Annotated in this window: 12 protein-coding genes; 7 read left to right on the plus strand and 5 right to left on the minus strand. The window is 46.3% G+C overall.

Translation table 11 applies throughout. The features are described from left to right. Position 1: 1 nt before the first annotated feature. The 3 genes from B880_RS0120980 to B880_RS0120990 all read right to left on the minus strand — a co-directional run bounded on the left by B880_RS0120980 (position 2) and on the right by B880_RS0120990 (position 4,298). Positions 2-2,443 (minus strand): DUF3772 domain-containing protein, encoded by a 2,442-nt coding sequence (locus B880_RS0120980; RefSeq protein WP_017349430.1) that lies wholly within the window; start codon positions 2,441-2,443, stop codon positions 2-4. Positions 2,444-2,598: 155 nt separating this feature from the next. Continuing rightward, a complete protein-coding gene (gene pbpG / locus B880_RS0120985) occupies positions 2,599-3,528 on the minus strand; it encodes a D-alanyl-D-alanine endopeptidase (protein ID WP_017349431.1) in 930 nt (309 codons plus the stop codon). A 182-nt stretch (positions 3,529-3,710) separates the two neighbouring features. Next, entirely contained in the window at positions 3,711-4,298 is a 588-nt protein-coding gene (locus tag B880_RS0120990; protein WP_026042822.1) for a Yip1 family protein, read from the minus strand. Between B880_RS0120990 and B880_RS26785 the strand changes: the two genes are divergently transcribed. The 3 genes from B880_RS26785 to B880_RS0121000 all read left to right on the plus strand — a co-directional run bounded on the left by B880_RS26785 (position 4,290) and on the right by B880_RS0121000 (position 6,935). Further along, positions 4,290-4,427: a hypothetical protein gene (locus B880_RS26785; protein ID WP_157060599.1), complete on the plus strand. Its 138-nt coding sequence runs from the start codon at positions 4,290-4,292 to the stop codon at positions 4,425-4,427. The two genes, B880_RS0120990 and B880_RS26785, sit on opposite strands and share 9 nt — an antisense overlap. A gap of 48 nt (positions 4,428-4,475) precedes the next feature. Further along, positions 4,476-5,051, plus strand: coding sequence for a DedA family protein (locus tag B880_RS0120995; RefSeq protein WP_017349433.1), 576 nt, complete (start codon positions 4,476-4,478; stop codon positions 5,049-5,051). A 69-nt stretch (positions 5,052-5,120) separates the two neighbouring features. Continuing rightward, entirely contained in the window at positions 5,121-6,935 is a 1,815-nt protein-coding gene (locus B880_RS0121000) for a glycoside hydrolase family 15 protein (RefSeq protein WP_017349434.1), read from the plus strand. A gap of 7 nt (positions 6,936-6,942) precedes the next feature. Here the strand turns inward: B880_RS0121000 and B880_RS0121005 are convergent, their stop codons facing one another. Then, positions 6,943-12,795: a hypothetical protein gene (locus B880_RS0121005; protein WP_017349435.1), complete on the minus strand. Its 5,853-nt coding sequence runs from the start codon at positions 12,793-12,795 to the stop codon at positions 6,943-6,945. Positions 12,796-13,131: 336 nt separating this feature from the next. Here B880_RS0121005 and B880_RS0121010 point away from each other — a divergent pair, with 336 nt between their 5' ends. Next, positions 13,132-14,232: a L,D-transpeptidase family protein gene (locus B880_RS0121010; protein ID WP_036646580.1), complete on the plus strand. Its 1,101-nt coding sequence runs from the start codon at positions 13,132-13,134 to the stop codon at positions 14,230-14,232. A 704-nt stretch (positions 14,233-14,936) separates the two neighbouring features. Further along, complete coding sequence (locus B880_RS0121020) at positions 14,937-20,054, plus strand: hypothetical protein (protein WP_157060600.1); 5,118 nt, start codon at positions 14,937-14,939, stop codon at positions 20,052-20,054. A gap of 22 nt (positions 20,055-20,076) precedes the next feature. On the opposite strand, the gene B880_RS0121025 is transcribed toward B880_RS0121020, so the two are convergent. After that, positions 20,077-21,102 carry a CorA family divalent cation transporter gene (locus B880_RS0121025; protein ID WP_017349439.1) on the minus strand — a complete coding sequence of 342 codons (1,026 nt, stop codon included), beginning with the start codon at positions 21,100-21,102 and terminating at the stop codon, positions 20,077-20,079. Positions 21,103-21,265: 163 nt separating this feature from the next. Between B880_RS0121025 and B880_RS0121030 the strand changes: the two genes are divergently transcribed. Both B880_RS0121030 and ppk2 read left to right on the plus strand, forming a co-directional pair. Continuing rightward, positions 21,266-22,861 (plus strand): inorganic phosphate transporter, encoded by a 1,596-nt coding sequence (locus B880_RS0121030; protein ID WP_017349440.1) that lies wholly within the window; start codon positions 21,266-21,268, stop codon positions 22,859-22,861. 13 nt (positions 22,862-22,874) lie between these two features. Then, positions 22,875-23,792: a polyphosphate kinase 2 gene (gene ppk2 / locus B880_RS0121035; protein WP_017349441.1), complete on the plus strand. Its 918-nt coding sequence runs from the start codon at positions 22,875-22,877 to the stop codon at positions 23,790-23,792. Positions 23,793-23,951 lie beyond the last annotated feature (159 nt).

The following is a 23,951-nucleotide window of genomic DNA, read 5'->3' on the forward strand; positions in this document are numbered from 1 at the left end:
GCTACGGCAGCAGCTCGTCGTCCGGTTTAGTGGTCACTACCGGCTGCCGCCGTTCAATCACCATCGTCTGTGGCGTCGAGAGGGTAATGCCCTCTTTGCGCAGGCGGGTGAGAATATCAAACAGCAGGTCGCTTTTGGCTCCAGAAATCTGGCGCTGGCTGGCGACGTTGCCGGTGACACTCAGCACAATGCCCTGAGGTGACAGATCTTTAAATGACACCGAAGGTTCAGGCAGTTCGAGAATGCGCTCATTCTCGTTGTAAACCTCCAGCAACAGCTCACGCACGCGTACCGGGTCGATATCCAGCGGGAAGGTCAGCAGAATGGTGACGACCCCCTGCGCATTCCCCATGGTGGCGTTACGGACGTTTTGCGAGATAAGCTGCGAGTTCGGGACAATCACGGTGGATTTGTCCGACATCTGAATTTCCGTCGCACGCACGTTGATACGACGAATGTCACCCTCGATACCACTGATGGTGATCAAATCACCCACCTTCACCGGGCGCTCGGTCAACAAAATCAGACCAGAGATAAAGTTCTTCACAATCTCCTGTAAGCCGAAACCGATACCCACTGACAAGGCACTGACGATCCACGCCAGTTTGTTCCATTGCAGCCCCATGATCGACAGCGTCAGCAGGATAATCAGCACGTAGCCGATATTGCTCATCAGCGTCACCAGCGAGGTGCGCATGCCGATATCCATGGTGGTTTTTGGCAGGAATTCGGTGTCCAGCCAGCGACGAACCGACCGCAGAATATAGATGCCCACCACCATACAGACCAGCGCAGAGACCATGTGCGCAGGGACAATATTCAGTGACTCCAGCCCTTTTCCGCCCCAGAATTCAATCGCTTTTTGCAGCAGTTCAATCGGCGTGGATGACGCGAAGCTGCCGTTAAACAACGCCAGCGCCACAATCATAATCAACAGGGTTTTCCCTACTGCCGCCAGCAGCGTTGCGGCCTGTTGCAGGTGGCGCTCATCAATGTTCAGCGTATTTTGCAGCCGCTTACCGGTGCTGTTCTGCGTTGAGAACAGGCTTTCACAGCCGTCATTGATCAGGTGGCTGAGGAAGAAGAAGGAACCAAACAGAATGCCACACCACACCACTTCATAAGCCAGGAAGCGCGCCAGCATCACATAACCAATCAGCAGCGCGATCAGAATGGCGAGCGCAGTTAAGGTCAGTGCAATCTGGATAAGCCCGGCCAGCGTAGAACGCTCTTCCAGCGTTTCCCCCTCTTGTGCGAGACGGCGGCGTACACGCTGGGTACGCACGCTAATTGACAACGCAGTGCTGCCAATCAATAGCGCCGTCAGGCCGTTCGCCACAATGGTGGTGTTCAGGCTGGTGCCGACGCTGTTGTTAAACGCCTCCGCCGTCTGGAAGATAAACACCAGCGCTGCGGTAATTGGTGGGAAGGGCTTCAGGGCCTGCGCCACCGCATTGGAAATATGCGGCAACCGCCAGCTTGGGCGACGCGTGGAGAGGAAGGCACGCCCTAATCCCGCAATCAGGCCACAGAACACGCTAAGTTGTACCAGGCGATCGACAAAGTCTTGCACATCACTGGAGACTTCATCGCGGCGGGTAAAGGCCAGTGCCGTAAAGTTAAAGGTAATTACGACGGCGGCTAAGGTCGTCAAGGCGATTGCTGCTGCAAGAAAACTCCGGCGCAGGCGACCTTCCGGCAATTTATGAATACTGACCCATGCCAGGAACTCTTCGCTGTAGCGACGACCCAGCGTCATCACCAACATCGCCGCCAGAATCCAGCCTACAGTGCCAAAGCGCCAGCCCGGCTCCCAGGAGAGCGCAGCGGTATCTTTGAGTTCAGCAATGAAGTCACTGATTTTTTCGCCGTCTAAATCCTGGGTGCTGAACAGGGGGGCCCAAAAACGCGGGCCAAGAATACTTCCTGAGTTGAGGGCCAACTGGCTTTTTAGCTGGTCCCGGCGCAGGTTAGCAATCTGCGAGGAGAGCAGCAGCCCCCCATTTTTCAGGCTTTCTGCCTGTTTAATCTGGTCATCCAGTTTGCTTTTTTGGTTTTCCAGCTGGCTACGTTTGCGCGTAACTTCGGGCGTCTCTTTGGTTGGGCTATCAGCAGCTGGGGCTGGGCCGAGCACGGCCAGCTGGGTATCCAACTGCTGACGTTGTGGAATCAGAGCCTGGCCCAGCGTGTCGGCGTTGCCCGAAAGCTCCAGTGCCATTTCGTTCAACTGGGAGAGCTGGTTATCGTTGGTATCACCGCTCACCTGGCCTTTAATTTTATCGAGGATCTTCTGCATTTTTGGCAGTTCAACTGCCGCATTGACCTTCGGCGTCGCCTCATCTTGCGACGGCGCTGCCGGATCGTCAGCAGCCAGGCTAAGTGTTGGCGTTAGCGTGACCAACGTCAGGAGCAGTAAAGCGAGAATGGCACGTAGCTTAAACATGAAAATCAGATTCCAGCGCAAAAACGACAGCAGGGGAAATTCCCTGGCCCACTGTCGCTGAGTTTAGGCCTTCGCGCGTGACGGTGCTATCGGAATCACGGCGTAAATGCCCCCGAGGTCAGTGCAGCAGAGCCTCCCTGCCCTGCGTGAAAATGTTACTCCTGGTTGCTGACAACCAGACCTGACTTCTGTTTTTTATAAGCTAAGGCTGCTGCCGGAACCGGTGCAGCTTTGCCGGTTTCCAGCCAGCCACGTAAGCGGTTGGCATCAGCAAAGTGGGTGTATTTACCAAACGCATCTAACACCACCAGCGCCACCGGACGGTTATTAATAAAGGTCCGCATCACCAGGCAGTGTCCAGCCTCATCGGTATAACCGGTTTTGGTCAGCTGAATCCGCCACTTATCGTTATAGACCAGATGGTTAGTATTACGGAACGGCAAGGTGTAAGCCGGATGGCTAAACAGCGCCGTCTCCTCTTTCGTGGTGCTTAGCTCACCAATCAGGGGATATTCGCGGGTGGCTTTCAGCAGTTTAATCAGGTCTTCTGCCGTCGAAACGTTGTGAATGGATAAACCGGTTGGCTCAACGTAACGCGTATGTGTCATTCCCAGCGCGCGCGCTTTGGCATTCATCGCCCGAACAAAGGCATCATAACCGCCGGGATAGTGGGCCGCGAGGCTGGCAGCGGCGCGGTTTTCCGAAGACATCAGCGCCAGCAGCAGCATATTGCGGCGGCTGATTTCACTGTTTAGCTTCACGCGGGAGAACACACCACGCATTTCAGGCGTATGGCTGATATCCACAGATAACATTTCATCCAGCGGAAGATGGGCATCCAGCACCACCATCGCGGTCATCAGCTTAGTCAGAGAGGCGATCGGACGGACACGATCGGGATGACTGGAAAACAGCACTTTATTGGTGGTTAAATCCACGATCATCGCGCTGCCAGACGCAATTTGCGGCTGAGCAATCGGTGCAAGGTTCTCAATTCCGGTGGCGGCAACCGCCGGGGTTATCGCTGCAGGTGCAGCAAACAGCAATGCCAGAGAGAGCAAAGAAGTACGGAGTTTTACAGGCATCGAAAAGTTACCGGTCTAGAAATGTGCGCTGTGTTGAACACAGGCCGCCCGCGCACAGCAAAACGCGCACGAGCTGGCCGCAGCATCATACGCGTTCCACTATGAAATTTCCTGGAATGAATGTGTCTGTCCGTTAAAAATCACGTGACGTCCTGCCGCCGAAAGACGGCAGGACGGATAGGTCAAAACAGACGTGGGCCATAACCCCACAGCACCACGGTCAGCGCCAGCAACACTTCGAATACCAGCAGCCCGATAGCCAAAGTAGAACCGGAAAAACGCAGGCTCTCTTCACGGTCGATGTTAAGGAAAACCGGAATACCGACATACAGCAGATAACCGGTATACACCAGCGCCATCGCCCCCACCAGAACACACAGCCACACCAGTGGATAAAGCGCCACGAGTCCACTGAGAAACAGCGGCGTTGCCACATAACCGGCAAACACCGTGCAGCGCTGAATTGATGGACGCTGCGGGTAGTCTCGCGCCATCCAGTGGATGACCCGTCCCATGACGGCAACCCCGCCCAGGATGATCAAATAGAAGAGGATGCCAAGACCAATACCAGTAAGCAGGTTGAGTTGTACAAACTGATTCTCACCGAGATTCCAGCCAAACTGGGTGGTGCCGATGAACGCACAGAGCACCGGAATCGCCGCCATCAACAACACGTGATGGGTATAATGATGGGAAACACTTTCGTTTTCCTGTTTGATATCGCGCATTTCCTGGCCCGGATGCGCAATGAGTCCCCAGACATGATTCATAAAATCACCTCTCTGATGCGACTGGCTGCCCAGGCGGGCAACTTCAATACAAGTATAAACGGCACTGGTTTTTTTGCCGGGGCGCAGGAAAGAAAATTCGCTTATCAACCGGGCGTCACGCTTTACTGAATGCGGTATAGACTTGAACACGGGGAAACCAAAAACAGAGAGGATACTTTGCATATCGATATCAATGGATTAATTAGCCAGTATGGTTATCTGGCGCTGTTAATTGGCTGTCTGGCCGAAGGGGAAACATTTACGCTGTTAGGCGGTATTGCTGCGCATGAGGGCTTATTACACTACGGCGGCGTGCTGTTAGCGGCAATGGTGGGCGGCACCTTAGGCGATCAGATTTTGTTCTGGGTGGGCCGGCGTTGGGGCGCGAAAATTCTGCGGCGTTTCGGCAAGCACCGCGACAAAATTGCCAAAGCAAAGCGTTTGATTCAACGTCGCCCCAGCCTGTTTGTGATTGGCGTGCGTTTTATGTACGGATTTCGCCTGATCGGCCCGGTGATTATTGGTGCCAGCCGCTTAAAACCGTTGAAGTTCTTTGTGCTGAATCTGGTGGGTGCCGCGCTGTGGTCACTGATTTTTGTCTCACTGGGCTATTTTGCCGGAGAGGTCGTCACGCCCTGGCTGCACAAGCTCGATCAGCACTTCAAACACTTGTTATGGCTGATCGCCGCCCTGGTGTTTGCGCTGATACTGCGCTGGTTTATTCGCCGCTGGAATAACCGTCGGGCAGGTTAGCACCCATTGCCCCGCCTCGCTGGGACAACAGGCTATAGTTAAGGTTTGATGTCATCAGGGAGCGGAATAATGAGCGATGTTAAACGCAAAATTGAAGATCATGGTGTGATTGGCGATCTGCGCACCTGCGCATTAATCGCCAATGACGGCACACTGGATTATCTCTGTTGGCCCAATCTTGACAGTCCTTCGGTCTTTTCGGCGCTGTTGGACAGTGACGACGCCGGGCTGTTTTCTCTGGCACCCGATTGGGCACATCCCCGTCAGCAACAACTCTACCTGCCAGATACCAATATTCTGCAAACCCGCTGGCTCGGCCCGGAAGGCGTGGCAGAAATGACGGACTACATGCCCATTTGTCGGCAGCATGACAGCCTGCCCCGCCTGATTCGTCGCGTAAAAATGCTACGGGGCGAAGCACGCTTTACCTTCCACTGCTCACCACGCCACGACTACGCGCGCGCCCAAACCACGGCATCTGCCGGACCTGGCTATATCGATTTTAGCGCCCCTGGCCAGCCAACATTACGGCTGGCGGCAACCGTTAACATGACGCTGGATCAGCACGCCGCCACCGGCAGTTTTCACCTCAAAGCCGGTGAAGATGTGGTATTTATTTTTGGAAGCAGCGACGATCCCCACGTCACGGCGCTAAACACCTTGCACTGCTTAGACGAAACCCTGCACTACTGGCAGCACTGGAGCCGCCAAAGCACCTATCGCGGACGCTGGCAGGAGAACGTGCAGCGTTCTGCGCTGGTGCTCAAACTCCTCACCTCATGGCAGCACGGTTCCATTGCCGCCGCCGCGACCTTTGGTTTACCCGAGGAGTTAGGCGGCGTGCGTAACTGGGATTATCGTGCCGCATGGATTCGTGACGCCTCATTCAGCATGTACGCCTTGATGCGTCTGGGCTATGTGGATGAAGCCCAACACTTTACGCAGTGGGTCAGCCGTTGCGTCGAGCACAGCCATACCGATGAGATGCGATTGCAGGTGATGTACCGCCTGGACAGCAGCACAGAACTGCATGAAATGGAGCTGCTTAATCTTTCAGGCTATGGCAACTCGCGCCCGGTGCGTATCGGCAACGATGCCTGGCAACAAACACAGCTGGATATTTATGGGGAGTTGATGGACGCCATTTATCTGGCGAATAAGTACGGCGAGGCGATTTCGCAACGTGGCTGGCAGCACGTGTCGCGGATGATTGACTGGGTGAGTGAGAACTGGATGCAGGCAGATGCCGGTATCTGGGAAATGCGGGGCGAACCTGAACATTTCCTGCATTCACGTTTAATGTGCTGGGTCGCGTTAGACCGCGCGCTGCGCCTCGGGCTGAAACGCTCGCTGCCGATGCCTTACGCCCGCTGGGATAGCGCACGCAGCGCGATCCGCCAGGACATCTGGGAAAACTTCTGGCACAAAGAACAGGGCCATTTTGTCTCCACACGCGGTGGTAAACATCTCGATGCCTCAATGTTATTGATGCCGCTGGTGCGTTTTGTCAGCGCCACCGATCCCGACTGGTTAGCCACGCTGGATGCCATCAAAATCCACCTTGTCAGTGATGGTCTGGTGAAGCGCTATAATATCAATGAAACTCCAGCAGATGGTCTGCAAGGCGCAGAAGGTTCATTTGCCGCCTGTTCCTTCTGGTATGTTGAATGCCTGGCACGTGCGGGCCGGATCCACGAGGCCCATTTTGAGTTTGAAAAGCTGCTGAGCTATGCCAATCCACTCGGGCTGTTTGCTGAAGAGTTTGACGTGCGCGGCCATGCGCTGGGGAATTTCCCCCAGGCGCTCAGCCACCTGGCGATGATCAGCGCGGCGTTCTTCCTCAACCGCAAACTGAGCGGCGAGGAGACGCAGTGGCAGCCATGATAGAGTATTAATATTTATCGTAAGGAAAGATAAACACATGCCTGATATTTGTTGTGCCTGCATCTCGCGCTTTATTAAATAGAGTCTCTAGCAGAGCAGCACAAGATTTACAGGCATCATTACGATTGAACACAAAAATATCCTGACCATTTTCGATTACTTTTGAACTTGCCATGAAGGCTGCAAGCATTCTCTCAGAGTCGTTTTCGCGGGTGAAAGTCACCTTAAACTCTTTAACCGGCTCGCCAAGCTGTTCAGGGGTTGCTGCGGTTGGTAAAGCAGGTGGATATTCAAGGTTACTATTTATATCTGTGATTTTTGTGTTTAAATCAGGATCCAGATTAACGAAAGTCACATAATGTTTTTTCCCCTTACTGGCAACATTATTATTACCACTCAGCGTAACTTCAACTTTGATATTTGGAATCTTATCACTCACTCTAGTGTCCTCGAAGACCTTCGGTATAAACTTTCTTTCTACTTTCGCCCCGGATAAAACAAGAAAACTTTCATCCCCCATAGTAAATAGCACATAGTTTTTCCCTTTCAAAAATACATTTTTATCCTTATCGCTTTTGGTTGTATCGAAATCAAGATTATCCGGATACAGTGCCTCCATAATATCCTTGTTATAGTTAACCGCATAAGTATCATCAGAACTAAAATTTGGTGAGTCATAAGATTCCCATACACTCCCTCCTTGTTGCCGGTGCATTTTTTGCAATGTAACGCGATGTTGTTTATCAAAGAGATATTTTTCTCCTGTAGACAGGTCAACATCATGTAGCTTTGTTTGAATACCACTACTTTGAGCAACCGGATGTGAATCTATTGTTGCAACAAGTTTTTTAAAGGTTTGACTTTGTAATTTCTTGTGATGAAAGCTGGCACTCATTAATGTGGCATGTAATTTTTTCGCCTCTTTTTCCTCTGGTGAGAGCTGAACATCACTCTTCATTGTCATTTCATCAATAGTTGTACTTTCTGAATCCCCTCTGGTTTTTGTACCAAAATACCAATTATCATCAAAATTCATAACGAAATCTTCAGTGACACGAACCGTGGGGCTATTATTACCGCCTGTATTTGTCACCTGCGGCGCATTTGGATCAACTTGCATTCTGGGCAGGATAGAGACAGGTAACGTTGCCTTAGAATCGGGTAAGTTTTTTTCTAACTGATTGATTTCCACATGGCCATTATAACCCTTGCGATGTAATAATTTAGGCTTAACCGTCGCATGCATCTCAGGTGTTTGCGGGAGTTTATAATCTGATAGCTCAGTGCTTTTTAATACTTTTGGTACTCTATCTGTTGCTGTTGGCTCTGCCTTAAAAAACTTACCTTCATAAGGGAGAATCCAGGCAGTAACGGGTTGTTTTTTTGAGGTGCCATCTACTTTAGTGGCTGATATTTTCCAGTCAGCTCCCCAGGGGTGAAATTCCGTATCCTGTGGAAGATCTGTTCCTTCAACAGGCAATGGGTTTTGATTGGTATCAAAATCAAACGAGGTCAATGCCGTATTTTCTATCACCAGGCAGGCCTCAAGCCCCCTGCGTTTTCGGCTTCTTACTTGAAAGATTTCACATTTATAGGTTTCTTTTGCCTGCTCCTCATCGATCACCCACTCTTCGGAAAATGTCATTTCGCCTGAGGCCGTCATTTCTGAGGATTTTATTAGCCCCCCCTTGCGTATTACAGGCTTATCGTTACCATCAAAAGACACTCTCTCTGAAACATCACTGGTAATAACGAATTTCTCACCATTGATGTCATGAACCTGGTAAGGCACCTCATATTTGCGCGGCATAACAATTCTTGCACCACTTTTCATGAGGCCATGACCTGACATTCCCACACCTAAAAGTGCAGTTGATAACCCTTCAGCATCTCCCTTCTTCCATGCATCAACCAACTGTACAACACTGTCCGCTAATATTTTTAGCTGCACGCCATCCTGAAGCAACTCACCTAACTTCAATGATCCTAATACACGAAACTCATCTAAAAATGGTGCAATCACAAAAATAAAATCTTCAGAAATTTGCTCGATACCCGCTCCCGAGGCAATATCATAGATTAACATTGCAGCCTGAGTTTCTTCTAATGGTAAGATGCGAAGCAATTGAATAAAAAGATCTTTATAATCATTCATAGTCCAGACATTATCATCAGTATAAAAATCAATGACAGTATGATTATAAGCCGCTTCCAAAGTATTTTTTACCACCTTCATTCTATTATCTATTTTTCTCAAATCATTCGCTGTTAGCAATGATTTCGCATCGATACCTTCAGATCTCTGAACATATTTAACATTACCTTTGTAAAGAGATTCTGGCGCATCCGCAGAGAGAAGTAATATTTTATCAGCCTCCAGCGCTGATACTTCACCGATAATCTCATCGATAGTGTCAGCATTGCGTTTTTTATACTCTCCTACCGGGTTAGCAATTTCTTTTGGTACTACCTTTGTATCCATTTTATCTACGAACAAGGTTTGCATTTTCTGCTGCAAAGCCAATTTCTCGCTTTCATTAACTAATTTACAATCAACAAAAAACTGCGCAATGACCTCCGGAGAACTATTGTCCCATAAATACCCACCCATCTGAGCAATAATTTCAGGGGAATTTTTACCTATCCAACTGTCGGTTTTCCAACGACCTCCTGGATAGCGTGATGGCTCCCGGAAGCGCCTTATCCTCAAGGGATAAAAAAATGAATTACCTACCGCCTTGCGCAATACATCATTGTATAACAACTCAAGGAATGACACATCTCTGTTAAATGCTTTTTCTCCTCCTACTGATACCCGAGCAACACCAATTTCCATATTTTTGAAATCATCATACTTTGATTCATTAATGTTAAGATAGTCCATTAATGATTTTTCTAAAAATTCCTTTTGAAACTTCAAAGTATGCAATTTATGCTCTTGCATAAATCCAATTTGATTTGCCTGCAACTTATAGTATTCCCGAACAACAGCTTCATCTATTTGATCAGAATTAGTACCCTGTTGTGAGCTATTTGTGTAAGTAATCGCAGACTGAAGTGTCGGTGAGCGGCTCAAAATATTGTGGTTATCTTTGAGTTCCTGGCTTATTTTCTGATACAGAGCTCTGTTTGTCTGCTCTATTGAGGAGTATCCCGAAACGCCTTTTCTATTTAAGTTATCATAACTTATCCCAAAAGCCCTTGTGTAATGATCACTCATCTTGTAATCATCTTTGTTAATATCTGGATAGCGAATATTGATTGTTATATCGAAGTGTAGTGAGGTTGGGTAAAAAACTGGCAAACTAAACCCTTCATTACTTATTCTCGACTCTAGCATTGCTACCAAAGAATCAGTTATTACTTTTTCATAACCTTGAAAATTCTTTTCTTCTGAAGAATTAAAATCCCCAGATGTATCAATCGGACTTATATTTTTCCATGCACCATTATTGTATTGAACCCTAGATCTGTAATTCATGGTAATGTTCAACCCGGCATTCCTTGCAAACTCTTTTAAATACATGGCCTCCATATAAGAATAACTTTCCAATGGGTACCCACGGTCTAACATATAATTAATTATATATTCACGAAGAGAATCAAATAGCGCATTTATCTCGTCACTGAGAAGCTCTCGTACTTTGGGCAAGGAGGCTTTTTTCGAACCAGGTTGGTTAACTACTGTATCAGATATGGTTTTAGTATACGTTTTTTTATCCCCGTAATTTTCCACATCAGTTCTAAATCCGGGGAAAATCCCATATACAGGATGACCTTGTGTACTTTGGTTTCTAATGTAAAAACTTTCTGCATTCCCGATATCTTGTTGTCTTTTATTGGCTGCATAAACTGCATGATCCTGACGGAAATTTTCTGGATGTGTTAACTTCACTAACCCAGCATCATTGATGATATAGCCTTCCTGGCGCTGTGATGCTTCTGGCGAAGCTCTATTAATCAAAATTTTAATAACAGTCAAAACTTTATTTGCATTTGTGTTTACTGAACCAGAATCAGAAAAATAGTCAGTCGAAGATAATACTTTTTCATCAAAAGCATTGCTTCTTTTATCTTTAGCGAAAATATTTAAGTGGTAACCACCGTTTATATACTGCAACTCAAGATTGAACATCTCATCCCAATCAAAATCAATATAACAAGCACTTAAAAAATCATTAACCTCTGCAACATTCAGCCCATGGAAAGTTAATTCACGATCATGTATAAACCTTGAAAATTGAAATATTTTTTTAACTTCATAGAGTGCTGATGAGATATTATCAATTATCTGTTTATCTGGATGAGACATCGCTGGAGAGAAATATAAATTTTCCGCAAGTTGAAATGCAGATGACGGATTTTCATTCATATAAATAACCCGTTCATCGTCAATAGGATTAAACATATACGCTTTGTTGTCAGGAGAATTTTTTTTCTCAGGAAAAATTCGACTAAAAGAACTATTTTCAAAATGGCCATCAAGCAGAATAAATTTTGAAACCATCTTTCTTGAAAAATCTTGAAACGTGGGTTCGAATATTGATGCATTTTTCAAGCTGAAATTTGCGATCTGAAAATGTGTTAACTCTACTACGACACTGTTATTACTTGAATCACGTCCAGAAAATACAAACTTGTAATTTATCGTGTTAAATGCATCATATTCCACATGAAAATTGAATGCTTTATTAACATCTAACGTTTTCAATTGGTCATTTTTTAATTCATTCATAGCCACCAGGCTCAGCCCATAAAGGGTGCCTGTTTTTTCTGGTGAGCGTAATGCGGATATAAAATGGTCAATCGATTGATAGATTTCATTTTTCGCATTTTCGTCCACCTCATTATTTTGTTGCTCCGCCAAATTATCCACTTGCGAACCATCGGACTGCTGATCAGTTGCCATTGCAGTAGGGAATTTGAGTGGATCTTGTAAGCTATTAAGAAATTTCGACAACCAGGAGGAAGATTCCTTTGGTTCATCGCTGTCGTCCTGGGATGTGGATGCGAAGCTGTCTCGCTCACCTTCCGTAACCGATACCGCTATACCTCCTGAATCACCTAACTGGGCGGGAGCCGCTGGGCTGTTTAACAACCCCAACCAGCCGAAGAATGAGGGTAGCCAGTTGGTCATATTATATGCAGCCTGGATGGATTTTCCTAAAGCTGTTTTGAGCCTGGGGACACTGCCTGATTTAATCAAAAAACTCCATAAAAATAGACAAAGTAACACTACGCTGAGATCGCCAACATCCAGATCTTCAAAGCCAGGAATAAAACTCAGCCAGGATGAAAACATTTCCTTATATTCTTCAATAGTATCAAGAATTGCATATACTGCTGTGGGGAGAATGAGTTTAAGATGTTGGAAATAAACAGAAATCAACCCTCTCCCGGTAATTGTTAGCGGTAGCCTGGCGACAAAAAGAGCAGCCTGCTCCATCGCGATTTTTATTTTATTTATTATCCCGGGTGTGTCAGTTAATGATTTAAACACAGGATACAGGAAGTTTAAATCTGAAATAACAGGATAATTTCTTAAAGCAGGAAAACCCGAATGAATAATACTATCTATAATGTTGGCCACTTTACTTCTCAGCAATGAACTGGTCGTATTCACCATACCATTGGTTATATACTTAATAACTGAGATAGCATCATAAATATAAGCCTCTGTTTTTGTGATTGATAGATTAACAATACCCTCTGGCACTTTACTTGCCAGGTCATCAATGGTTAACTCCAAATCTGCTGCGTATATTTCTCCATCTCCCCTGATCCTGGGTTTAAATTCTTCCGCTGTGTTAACTGAATGTTCATTATGATGCTCAGTAGATTTCACAACTTTGTCATTCATGATATTTCCTCGCGCAAAAGACTTATAAATAAATTATTCTGAAAATGCACAGAGAATAATAACCAGGGAAAATATGAATATTCTTACTGCACTCAGAAGGGGCAAGTGGTGATGTTTTTTAAGTATAGTAAAACCCCAATTGTTGTCTATTTTTTACGAATATTTCCAGAGCTTATCTTTTCTTTTAGAAACAGATAGTTACGCAAATAGCTCGTAAGAATAAAAACAAGATTCACAACTTCAATGCAAAGCATTTATAATGAAGAGCTGGCCAGTTGCCAGATCGGGGTAGTCGTATCCATAAGCCGTCTGAAAAACAATAACTTGTTGAAAAATATGAAAATGAGCATTCGCGCGTTCGCCACCATCGCCTTAGCACTGGCCGCTTTTAGTCAGTCTGCTTTTGCTGTGGTCTACCCATTACCGGCGGCTAACAGTCGTCTGATTGGGCAAAATTTCGAAATCACCGTTCCTCAGGATAGCAAACTGCCACTGGAGGCCTTTGCCGCTCAGTATCAGATGGGCCTGAGTAACATGCTGGAAGCTAACCCAAATGTAGATGTGTATCTGCCTGCGGCTGGCACCAAAATGACCATTCCACAACAGTTGATCCTGCCAGACGCGCCACGCGAAGGCATTGTGATTAACAGCGCCGAAATGCGTCTTTATTACTACCCGAAAGGCAGCAAGACCGTGGTTGTGCTGCCAATCGGTATCGGTGAGTTGGGCAAAGATACGCCTGTTAACTGGACCACTACCGTACAGCGTAAGAAAGACGGCCCAACCTGGACGCCTACTAAGCAGATGCATGCTGACTATGCTGCACGCGGTGAGACCATTCCTGCGGTCTTCCCGGCTGGCCCAGATAACCCAATGGGCCTCTATGCCCTGTACATCGGTCGCCTGTATGCCATCCACGGTACCAACGCTAACTTCGGTATCGGCCTGCGTGTGAGCCACGGTTGTGTGCGCCTGCGTGCTGACGACATTAAATGGCTGTTCCAGCATGTTCCGGTAGGGACGCGCGTGCAGTTCATCGATCAGCCGGTTAAAGCTACCGTTGAGCCAGACGGTTCACGTTATGTTGAAGTGCATAACCCGCTTTCCACCACGGAAGAGCAGTTTAACTCACGTGAAATCGTGCCAATCAACCTGACCGCTTCAGTCACTAAACTGCTTTCTGATGCGAGTGTTGACCAGAGCCTGGTGAACAGCTCGATTCAGGCGCGCAGCGGTATGCCAACCAAAGTCACCGCTGGTGCACCTAATGCGCAGAGCATTCCGGTTGCCGTAGCGGAAAACGACATGGCAACGCCGAAAGAAGAGCCACTGACGCCAGTTGATGCGCCTCTGCAAGCTCAAGCCAATGCAGCAGCGGATGCACAACCCGCAGCAGCCCCGGTGACCAATGAAAACACCGTGCAGCCTGCACAGTAATTTGTCACTGCTGTACTGAATAGCATTCAACCCGTAACCTTCATCAGGTTACGGGTTTTTTATTGCCTACCGTCATCCATACCATACCCAGTCACCCAATACATTGTCTCTTTTCCTTTCAATGCGCTTTATTTGTCTCAAACTGTTTTTTAAATCAGTGCTTTATTTCCCCCCCTACATTTTTCTTGAATGTCACATGCAATACTTGACATTTATAGCACCCCAGGCTTTATTTAAATTATGTATTCTCCCCCTGTTCCTCTCCCAGACATGCCTTTAACTGTAGTTAAAAACATGTATTAACTAATTCGCGTCTAATGCTGACAGTCATTAAGATTTGAGGTAAACACCATGGGTAATGAGCACAAGAATAAAAAAGTAGAAAAAACCACTACATCTGTAATTGCTGAACGAGGCAGTAACGTTAATTATGTAGAAGGGAGTAATAGAGGTAATATTTCATTCACTGCACCCTCAATTCAACACAATATTGTGGAGGAGGAGGAAGGAGATAATTTTTTTCTGACCTGTTCTCTTATATTCGAGATAAACATTTAGCCGAAGCGCAAGAGTTTCGACAAAAAGGATATAATAAACAAACACCAGGCGCCGACCCACTCCTACTGGACAAATTAAATAGCAACATTGATAAAACATACAGTCAGATACTATTAGCCACCTCGCATCTTAATTCGGATAAGAAATTGTGGTTATCCAATACCATCCATGAGATTAAAAAAATCGCAGAGAAACTAACCGTACCAACTATGCAGCAGTGGGTTGAGGATAAAACACCTTATCCGGGGGACCAAAACCTTTTTGCCAGACATGCTGGGCATTCTTTATCGAGAAGACTTGATGCATCCTTAATTATATTAAACAAAGTCGTTGATGCTCTGAATTTATTGGCAAATACAGGTCATCCTGATTGGATTGAAAATACAGTAGAAAATGATTTAATAAACAATCTTGCAAGTTTGAATCAACTAAATGACAGTTCTCCAATAAAAAATGATTTCGCTCAGCTCAAAAAAACGCCTTCAGGAAACGTTGCGTTCACCGAACTAATGACCAAAAGAGCTGGCGCTTTAGCAGAGGAAAACACTGCTAGTCTTAAAGACGTAATGAGTTCAGCCAGTCGTGAAGCGTTCAAATCCCACAAAAAAGCCGGGCAACTGTCAGGCCCTGCTCAGGTTTACTTTTCACGTGTTGCTGATTTTTTACAACGCTTCCACCAAAGTATTCAAAAAGAACTCGCCGTATCGGATGATGGTGGAAATACTTCAGTCTTTACAGGTTCTGATCCCAAAAAAATTAAAAAAACGAGTGAAAGCAATGCAGAATTTATCAGACATAAATATAACACCGTTAAAACGAACATATCCACTGCCTACACATCCATTGCTAAGCAAATGAAAACAGCACTCCGTGCCAGTAAATATGGTAAGTTGAGATCAACACCTACTAAAGAAAAAACAACAGTTACCAACGACTCTATTTTACGTAGCGTATTGTGGCAACTTCAAATCACCGCACTTAAAATCCAGCGTGTTAGCAACCCCATATTTATAAAAGCAAAAGAATACCAAAAGATAAGTGAATATTTACTCCCTGATTCATTTGCAAACACTGAGAATGGAAGTATAAGTTCTGCTAAAAGTGAAAACCAGCATGATTTAATATTAAGTCAGCTAGAAAACCTTTCATATAGGGAGGATGTTAAATACAAAAATCGAAAAAAATCAGAAACATTGAATAAACTTATTGACGATGATCTCGTGAAAGCTGAAAAAATTAGCCAGCAATTTAAAAATACATTTACCTTAAAAAACCATCTAAAAAAAAGTTCTTTTGAACTGATTAGTCAACTGGTATCTATCGATTCTGATATTGCTCTCCGTCCAGCACTTTGGAATAGAATAAATCCTGTATTACCTGAATGTTTTGAGGCCATATCCTCATCCTATGAAGGTCTCAAACTCGTTATCGATGCGATGCATGAAGACCAGCGTGATTTCACGAAAATTGCACGGCTTGCTGAAACAACGTTAGTGTTGGCTAATAATGCTGTGGCAAAAATTAACGACAAGGCTATATCGCTCACTGAAAGATCACTAGACGAAAATTCTCGTGGCTCTCGCCTCGCTAAACACTGGGCTAACATTGCAAAAGAGAGAGGAAAAAGCTCAGCATTGATACCAGACGTCAAAAAAATACATACATTATTGAAAGAAAATCAGCTATTGGATGGAACGCTTTCAGAAGGTGATCCAGAAGGATATTTATTGGCTACCCGAGTTGCAAGCGAACTTGAAAACGCCAAAAATGATGATCTTGTTCTTCCTATGTCACCAGAAGACTATGTCAACCTGGAAAAAAACATGGTTTCTTTCATTGCAAACTGGGGGCAAAAAAGAATTTCCCGTGGCATTACACGCTATGTTATAGAGCTAAGCTTTGATCAATCTCTGGATGTCGCAAGTTTCGGTTTATCTAACCTGGTACGTTTACCTTATAAAATAGCAAAAGCATCAATTAAAATCCCTTATAAAGTTAACAAAGTTAATAACTATACCATGCCAGGCAATGATAAACCTTATAAAGCGATTTTTTCTATGCTGCACAAAAAACTCATTCAGTCTGGATTTAATTTACTCATCTCCCCTGTCCCTGGGGTTATGAAACTCACCACAGGTATCGCATTGAAGGCGGGTTCAGCCGTGTACAACCTGCACACTGAGAATGAGGAAAACCATTTTAGTGCCGTCTATGAAAGAGTCGCCGAAGGACAGAAAAGTAAAAAAATCCAGACTGGATCTTTAGCCTGGATGGGCATAGACCCAATAATTGATCTCCCAACGTCGTTGGGAATTAAGTCAGCAACAACGGCAATAAAAAACAGGAGTATAAAATCAGGGGGTGAAATACCTCCCCCTGACTATCGATCAGTTAATAAATCACACACTTATTATACAGATAACTTAGAACAAGCGCCTATTAAAAATAGTATGGACCCCCCAACTCCATCAGATTCCGATAAAATCAGAACCCGGTCCAAAAGATCAACTGAAGCTCCCAGCACCAGTCAGAATGACATGACAGGTTATCAAGCTGATTCAGCCGGCGGTGGAGATAACTCTAACGAATTACGCAGCAGACTGAGAAATTCTCGTGATAGTGATAAATCCAGTTCATCATACTTCACCCCTAAAGAAAGAAAAGAGATTTATGTGCACGCTATAAATCGCATTTTGACAGATATAGATAGAGATGTAAGCTTACCTGAGACCGTCAGATATAATGCAGGAATAGCTCGTGGGGGTTTTAATATCATGGCCCCCGTAGATATTAATGGATATAAAATAAGAAACACTTTGTTTTTACCCAATTCTCATGGCAGCAAAAATGGATTACTGATTAATTTAAACGCCGTTAAATACCCTTATAAATACATTAGCGAGGGTAGACACATCCCAACAACTTTAATAAATGAACTTGGGGATGGGCGCCTAGAAAAAGCCACATCATTAAAGACTAAAACAGAGATAGACAATTATGTTAGACATGAAGATCTAATGAGATATTTTAACCGCATTAAAAATACAGATTATGGCCTAAGCAGTTATTTTAACACCCTCGATAAAAGCACCAAAAATCATAATGCATTATTAAATATCTATGAGGTTGCAGAAGAACTGGCTAAGAGAACAACTGAAATTGACGAAAAACATCCGGGCATAAATCACAATCGTCATGTTTTAACGAGAGCTGAATCAGCGATAGATACGACTGACCGACCAGGAAAACCAAAAACATTAAATACAATACTTTCTGAAAAATATAAAGTCACGTTTTCCTGGGTTAGCGAAAATGGCTTTTGGAAAGATTTTACGGATGGTTTTACACGCCCTTTTGAACACACAGTAGCATATGGTCAGATGATATCTAGCGATTTAAATGAAGATACCAATGGGCAAACATTAGATAAAATAGAAACGGCCAAAAGGATTGGTCAATGGATCGATGTTACTGTAGGTGCAGTCACTGCATTAACGCCTCAAGGTGTAGTTATCAACATTCTTCAATCTGCGGCAGCAATTTCAGCAGATATAGTTAGCGGTACTCCCCCCGATCCTTTGGATGTGGCAGGATTATTTATGAGTGTTATTCCTGGAGGGAGAATATCCAGTAAAATAGCCAAATTCTCATCAAAAGGTTCTAAAGCTTTTAACGTGATTTTGGCGGTGGGTCGGGAAACAATTGATCTGATCGATGTAGGAAGAGCGATTAAGACTGCTGCAGAGACGGGCGATCCACTTCAAATTTATCAGGCATTACTGGCTGGAGGAATGAAAGCTGGTGACGCAAAAAAATATAGTGATTCCATATTCTATAAAGTTAAAGGGAATAGCAAGGGGGATGATGTAAAAAATACTAAACCAACATCAGCAGAAGAGTATTCACCCTCTGAAAGAACAAAAAACAACAATGAACTGGAAGCAAAAGATATTAAAAAAGCCGACATTCCAGGTAAAAAAAATACAGCAACCCGCAGAAAAAATAAAACTTATACATTCAAAGTAAACAACACTGAGCTTTTAGGCAGACGTCGAGGAAAAAGGGTTGATATTTCTTATGATAATGGAAACACCTGGATAAGAGGCACTAAAGTCCATCAACTCGCAATGGCATTACAAAATTCAGGAGGGGTTCCGAAACTTCCTGATGAAACTGGGGTAATGGACATGAGTCCTTCTGGCTCTGACAGTGTAAATTCTGCTAAGTCCCATTCCCCTTCTCCAGATGAAGGATTCAGCAGTAAAGAATCTGACAGTGATACCCCCAGTAATTCGGAACAAATTAAAACCAGCAGCGACTCCGGTAGTGACAGTATCAATGAATATGGTAGTGCCGATGGCCTCCATCAAAACTTCAATCGTCACATTGAAGCAGGTGGAAATCCAAATACGTTTTTAGGAGAAATTAAAGCAACCAAACCTTACGATCAAGCTCGCAGTTTTAAATTTTTCAATCGGGAACTTATGGGGAAAGTTGATAACGGTCAGTTTTACATATCACGAAATGGGGGAATAACCTGGAGGCAAGGTGGATGGCTTCATGAAATCATATGGCGCATACAGACTTATTATAAAAGAACAGCATCAAGACTTGATGCTAAAATTGATGCAGCAACAGCTAAAAACAAGAATTTTAGCGATATATGTTTTGAAAATGCAATTAATGTTTCGCGCGAAGCGGGTGTTATCACTAACGAGCAGCACAAATGGCTTCGCAAAAACGCCCTTAAACCTAAAAACAAATCCTCGGTTATGAACTCTCAGGAATTTCGTGATGCATTCAATCTTGATCAGGCTAAGCCTTTAAGCAGGATTGATCCTACTAACTTCACGGAATCTGGATTCATAGTGATGGGAGAATATACACCAAGTTATCATAACGGAACAGTGGTTTATTATGACCACATAATATTTGTTCATGTGACTAAAGAAGGTGTTTATCTCTACCAAGCGAATGGCGATAAAATTCCTGGTATCCTTGATGATCCAGATATTGCAGGCAAACTATCACCTTGGGACAATATGGAGAAAGGGCCAGCTCGAGTTCCCGGTAAAAACACCTCTATGGCTTTAAGAAAGCACCAATTAGATCAGCCAACTGCTGAGCGATTCAATAATGAATATCTGGCAAAAGACCCAGATGTTCGCTTTGTCTTTATTCCAGCGAGTGAAATACGCCAAAAACATCACGCTTCAGTGGAAAAAATGCAGCCATCTTCCGCTAACGAGCCCAAGGGAAAATGAGGAATTAATGCCAAAAAAGCATTTACTCCCTCGGCGCCCGCAGCGTAAGCCACCCTGCCACCAGGGTGAAGGCCAGCACAAGCAGTACCAGGAGTAAAAAACCATGTGGGTTGTTTGCTAACGGAATGCCGCCGACGTTCATGCCGAAAAAGCCGGCGACAATATTGATCGGCAGCGCCAGCACGGTGATCACGGTTAACAGGAAGAGTGTGCGGTTGCTTTGTTCCATCAGTCGCGCCGCTATTTCTTCCTGTAGTAGGCGGATGCGCTCCATCAAACTGGCCAGATCGTTGAGTACCACGCTGAACTCTTCCGTGAAAGCGCGCAGGTCATTGAGCGGTTCACGCTTTAACCAGGCGGGCGGACGATGCAATAAACGGAACAGTGCTGCGGGTTCCGGGGCCAACAATCGCTGAATGCGCAGTAGCATACGACGCAGCCTTCCCAATTCACTGCGGTTAGCTTTGATTGCCGGACTGAGCAGCCGTTCTTCAATACTGTCCACTGCCTGGCTGGTGCGTCGCACCACTTGCTCCAGCTGTGCTTCCTGCTCGCCCAGCAGCCACAGCAATACTTCTTCTGATTCACGGAACTCCAAAGCAGGCAGCTTTTGATGCATACGTTCAATCATTTCTACCGCGCGAAAGCGTGCACTGACAATTAAGTGCGACTGACACCAGATCCACAAGGTGGCATTTTGCGCACTGCGCTCCTCACGGCTGAAGGTGACATCATTCAGCACGGCAAGCAGGGCATTGTTTTGTTGCGCCAGACGGGTACGCGGTGACCCGGAGTGGATCTCATCAAAGAAATCGCGGTCTACCGCAAAGTGGTCCTGGACCCAGCGTTCCGCACGTGCGTGATTAAGATTGATATGGAGCCAGAGAAAGCACTCTTCACCATAGGGCGTGCGTGCTATTTGTGCCGCTTCCCGAGCATCCAGCCGTTGTGGTGGTGCGGTCGGCGTGAATAAATAACCATGAATCAGACCCGCAACTTCATTGTTGAAATCAGGCAGTGGTGCAAGGGGTAAAACCGGCTGGGCCATAGAGATAGGTACAAACGTTATCAGAACAGAGCTTTATCCTGCCCACGCTTTATGACAGTTGCATGACTGGCGCTGACGACATCATCATTTTGTCATAGAGAGACGGTATCACTCTGCGTAGCACCGCTGCCAACCGGCAGCGATCATCCACAGTGAGACTTGTATGAGCGATAACAGCATTCCTGCATCGTCGGCCGGACGTCCGGATTTCACCAATAAAAACCGCTTCTCACGTCCCTTATTCCTCCTACTCATTCTGGCAGGGCTGGCCTTTGCCGGGTTGAACTTGTTCAGTGATGTACAGCAGACCGGTGCTCCCGTTGTCAGCTATATGCCTTTCGTGCTGCTGGGTTTGGCGCTGGTGATTGCGCTGGGCTTTGAGTTTGTTAACGGATTTCATGATACCGCTAACGCCGTAGCGACGGTTATTTATACCCATTCGCTGAGCCCCGGTGTCGCCGTGGTGTGGTCAGGTTTTTGGAATTTCCTCGGCGTCCTGCTCTCCAGTGGTGTCGTGGCTTTCGGTATTATCTCGCTGCTGCCCGTGGAGTTAATTTTGCAGGCGGGAAGCGGCAATGGTTTTGCCATGGTGTATGCGTTGCTGGTGGCGGCGATTATCTGGAATCTCGGCACCTGGTATTTTGGTCTGCCTTCTTCATCCTCACATACGTTGATCGGTTCTGTGATTGGCGTAGGTGTGGCAAACGCGTTGATGCATGGTCGTAGTGGCACCAGCGGCGTCGACTGGGGTCAGGCTCTCAATGTGGGTTATGCCCTGCTGTTCTCCCCGATTATTGGCTTTGTTTGTGCTGCATTGTTGCTGGTCATCATGAAAAAAGTGGTGAAGAGCCGTGAGCTGTATGAAGCACCTAAGAGCAATCAGCCACCCCCGACCTGGATTCGCGGTTTGTTGATCCTGACCTGTACTGGTGTCTCTTTTGCCCATGGTTCCAACGACGGGCAGAAAGGGATGGGGCTGATTATGTTGATTCTGGTTGGCACCATGCCTATAGCCTATGCCCTAAACCGTTCTTTGCCGCCAGATCAGATCCCGCGTGTGGCAGCACTGACGCAGGTGACAGAAAACCAGCTACTCGCCATCCAGCCACCGGTTGCAGGGCAACCTCAGCCGCGAGAAGTGCTGACAACGTTTGTGCGTACCAGCGAGCCACGCCCGGAAGTGTTACCTGCTCTGGGGATGATGCTGGGGGATATTAGCAATCAGATCCGCCGTTACGGTTCCATGGACAATATTCCGGCTCAGGCCGTGACCAATACCCGTAATGATATGTATCTGGCCTCAGAGTCGATTAAGCATTTGCAGAGTGCCAAAGTCGCGCTTCCAGAAGAGACAGCGCAGAATTTGGTGGCAGTGAAGAAAGAGCTGGATAGCGCCACGCGCTTTATCCCGATGTGGGTGAAGGTCGTGGTTGCGCTGGCGTTGGGGCTTGGCACGATGGTGGGCTGGCGTCGCATTGTTGTGACAGTCGGTGAGCGTATTGGTAAGACGCACCTCAATTATGCTCAGGGTGCCAGTGCGGAACTGGTCGCGATGGCCACTATTGGTGCAGCCGATGCCTTTGGTCTGCCAGTGTCGACCACTCACGTTCTCTCTTCCGGGGTGGCCGGTACCATGGCCGCCAATCGCTCTGGTTTGCAGCTTTCTACACTGCGCAATCTGGCCATCGCCTGGGTGTTAACGTTACCGGTTTCCATTGTGCTTTCTGGCTCGCTTTACGCACTGTTTGTCCATCTTTAACGGGGAAGAAAAAATGGCTACACACGATAATATTCTCGGCAATGAGGTGTTTAATCAGCGCTTGTTGCAGGAGTTTTATGACAGCTACGATGAAGAGCTGGAGATGGAACTGGATGATTTGCGCTTTGGTGCAGGGCAGCCAGGTGCAGAGGATGAGAAAGCCTGGCGGCGACGTTATTTTCGTGAATTGCTGCATTTGCAGGGCGAGCTGGTGAAATTGCAGGATTGGGTGATGCGCACCGGTCACCGCGTAGTGATTTTGTTTGAGGGACGCGATGCTGCCGGTAAAGGGGGGGTGATTAAGCGTATTACTCAGCGCCTGAATCCACGTACCTGTCGCGTTGCTGCTCTTCCTGCGCCAAACGATCGTGAGAAAACGCAGTGGTATTTCCAGCGTTATATTGCGCATTTACCCGCAGCAGGTGAAATGGTGCTGTTTGACCGCAGTTGGTATAACCGCGCCGGTGTCGAGCGGGTGATGGGCTTTTGTTCCGATGATGAGGTTGAGGAGTTTTATCGCAGCGTGCCTGAGTTTGAGAAGATGCTGACCCGCAGCGGTATTCAGATTATTAAGTACTGGTTTTCCATTACCGATGAAGAGCAAGAGTTGCGTTTTCTCAGCCGTATTCACGATCCGTTGAAGCAGTGGAAATTGAGCCCCATGGATTTGGAGAGCCGTCGTCGCTGGGAGGAGTATACCGAGGCGAAGGAGGAGATGTTGGAGCGGAGTCATATTCCAGAGGCACCCTGGTGGGTGGTTCAGGGCGTTGATAAGAAGAAGGCCCGACTTAACTGTATTAGCCATTTGCTGCAACAGATGCCTTATGAAGAGAGCGAGCAGAAAGCGATTACTCTGCCGCGCCGCGAGCGTCATGAAGATTATCAGCGTTCGCCCGTACCGGAAAATATGATTGTGCCAGAGAAGTATTAATCTCCCTCGGCGGGGGTTGTTTGGTGATGGTTGTGGTTGAGGTTGAGGTTGAGGTCAAAACCATCGTCTGATAAACCGAGATACCTCGGCCTGTCAGGGCAATCGGGCTGCGACGTGGCTCGCTCCGATTACCCTGCCCTCCGAAATCCGTAGCGTTGT

The sequence above is a fragment of the Pantoea sp. A4 genome (assembly GCF_000295955.2).
Taxonomy (GTDB): Bacteria; Pseudomonadota; Gammaproteobacteria; order Enterobacterales; family Enterobacteriaceae; genus Pantoea; species Pantoea multigeneris.

Bases quoted from the DNA above. Each gene is read 5' to 3' on its own strand.
- B880_RS0120980 (WP_017349430.1), bottom strand. From the start codon at position 2,443: ATGTTTAAGCTACGTGCCATTCTCGCTTTACTGCTCCTGACGTTGGTC.
- pbpG (WP_017349431.1), bottom strand. From the start codon at position 3,528: ATGCCTGTAAAACTCCGTACTTCTTTGCTCTCTCTGGCATTGCTGTTT.
- B880_RS26785 (WP_157060599.1), top strand. From the start codon at position 4,290: ATGATTCATAAAATCACCTCTCTGATGCGACTGGCTGCCCAGGCGGGC.
- B880_RS0120990 (WP_026042822.1), bottom strand. From the start codon at position 4,298: ATGAATCATGTCTGGGGACTCATTGCGCATCCGGGCCAGGAAATGCGC.
- B880_RS0121000 (WP_017349434.1), top strand. From the start codon at position 5,121: ATGAGCGATGTTAAACGCAAAATTGAAGATCATGGTGTGATTGGCGAT.
- B880_RS0121005 (WP_017349435.1), bottom strand. From the start codon at position 12,795: ATGAATGACAAAGTTGTGAAATCTACTGAGCATCATAATGAACATTCA.
- B880_RS0121010 (WP_036646580.1), top strand. From the start codon at position 13,132: ATGAAAATGAGCATTCGCGCGTTCGCCACCATCGCCTTAGCACTGGCC.
- B880_RS0121025 (WP_017349439.1), bottom strand. From the start codon at position 21,102: ATGGCCCAGCCGGTTTTACCCCTTGCACCACTGCCTGATTTCAACAAT.
- B880_RS0121030 (WP_017349440.1), top strand. From the start codon at position 21,266: ATGAGCGATAACAGCATTCCTGCATCGTCGGCCGGACGTCCGGATTTC.
- ppk2 (WP_017349441.1), top strand. From the start codon at position 22,875: ATGGCTACACACGATAATATTCTCGGCAATGAGGTGTTTAATCAGCGC.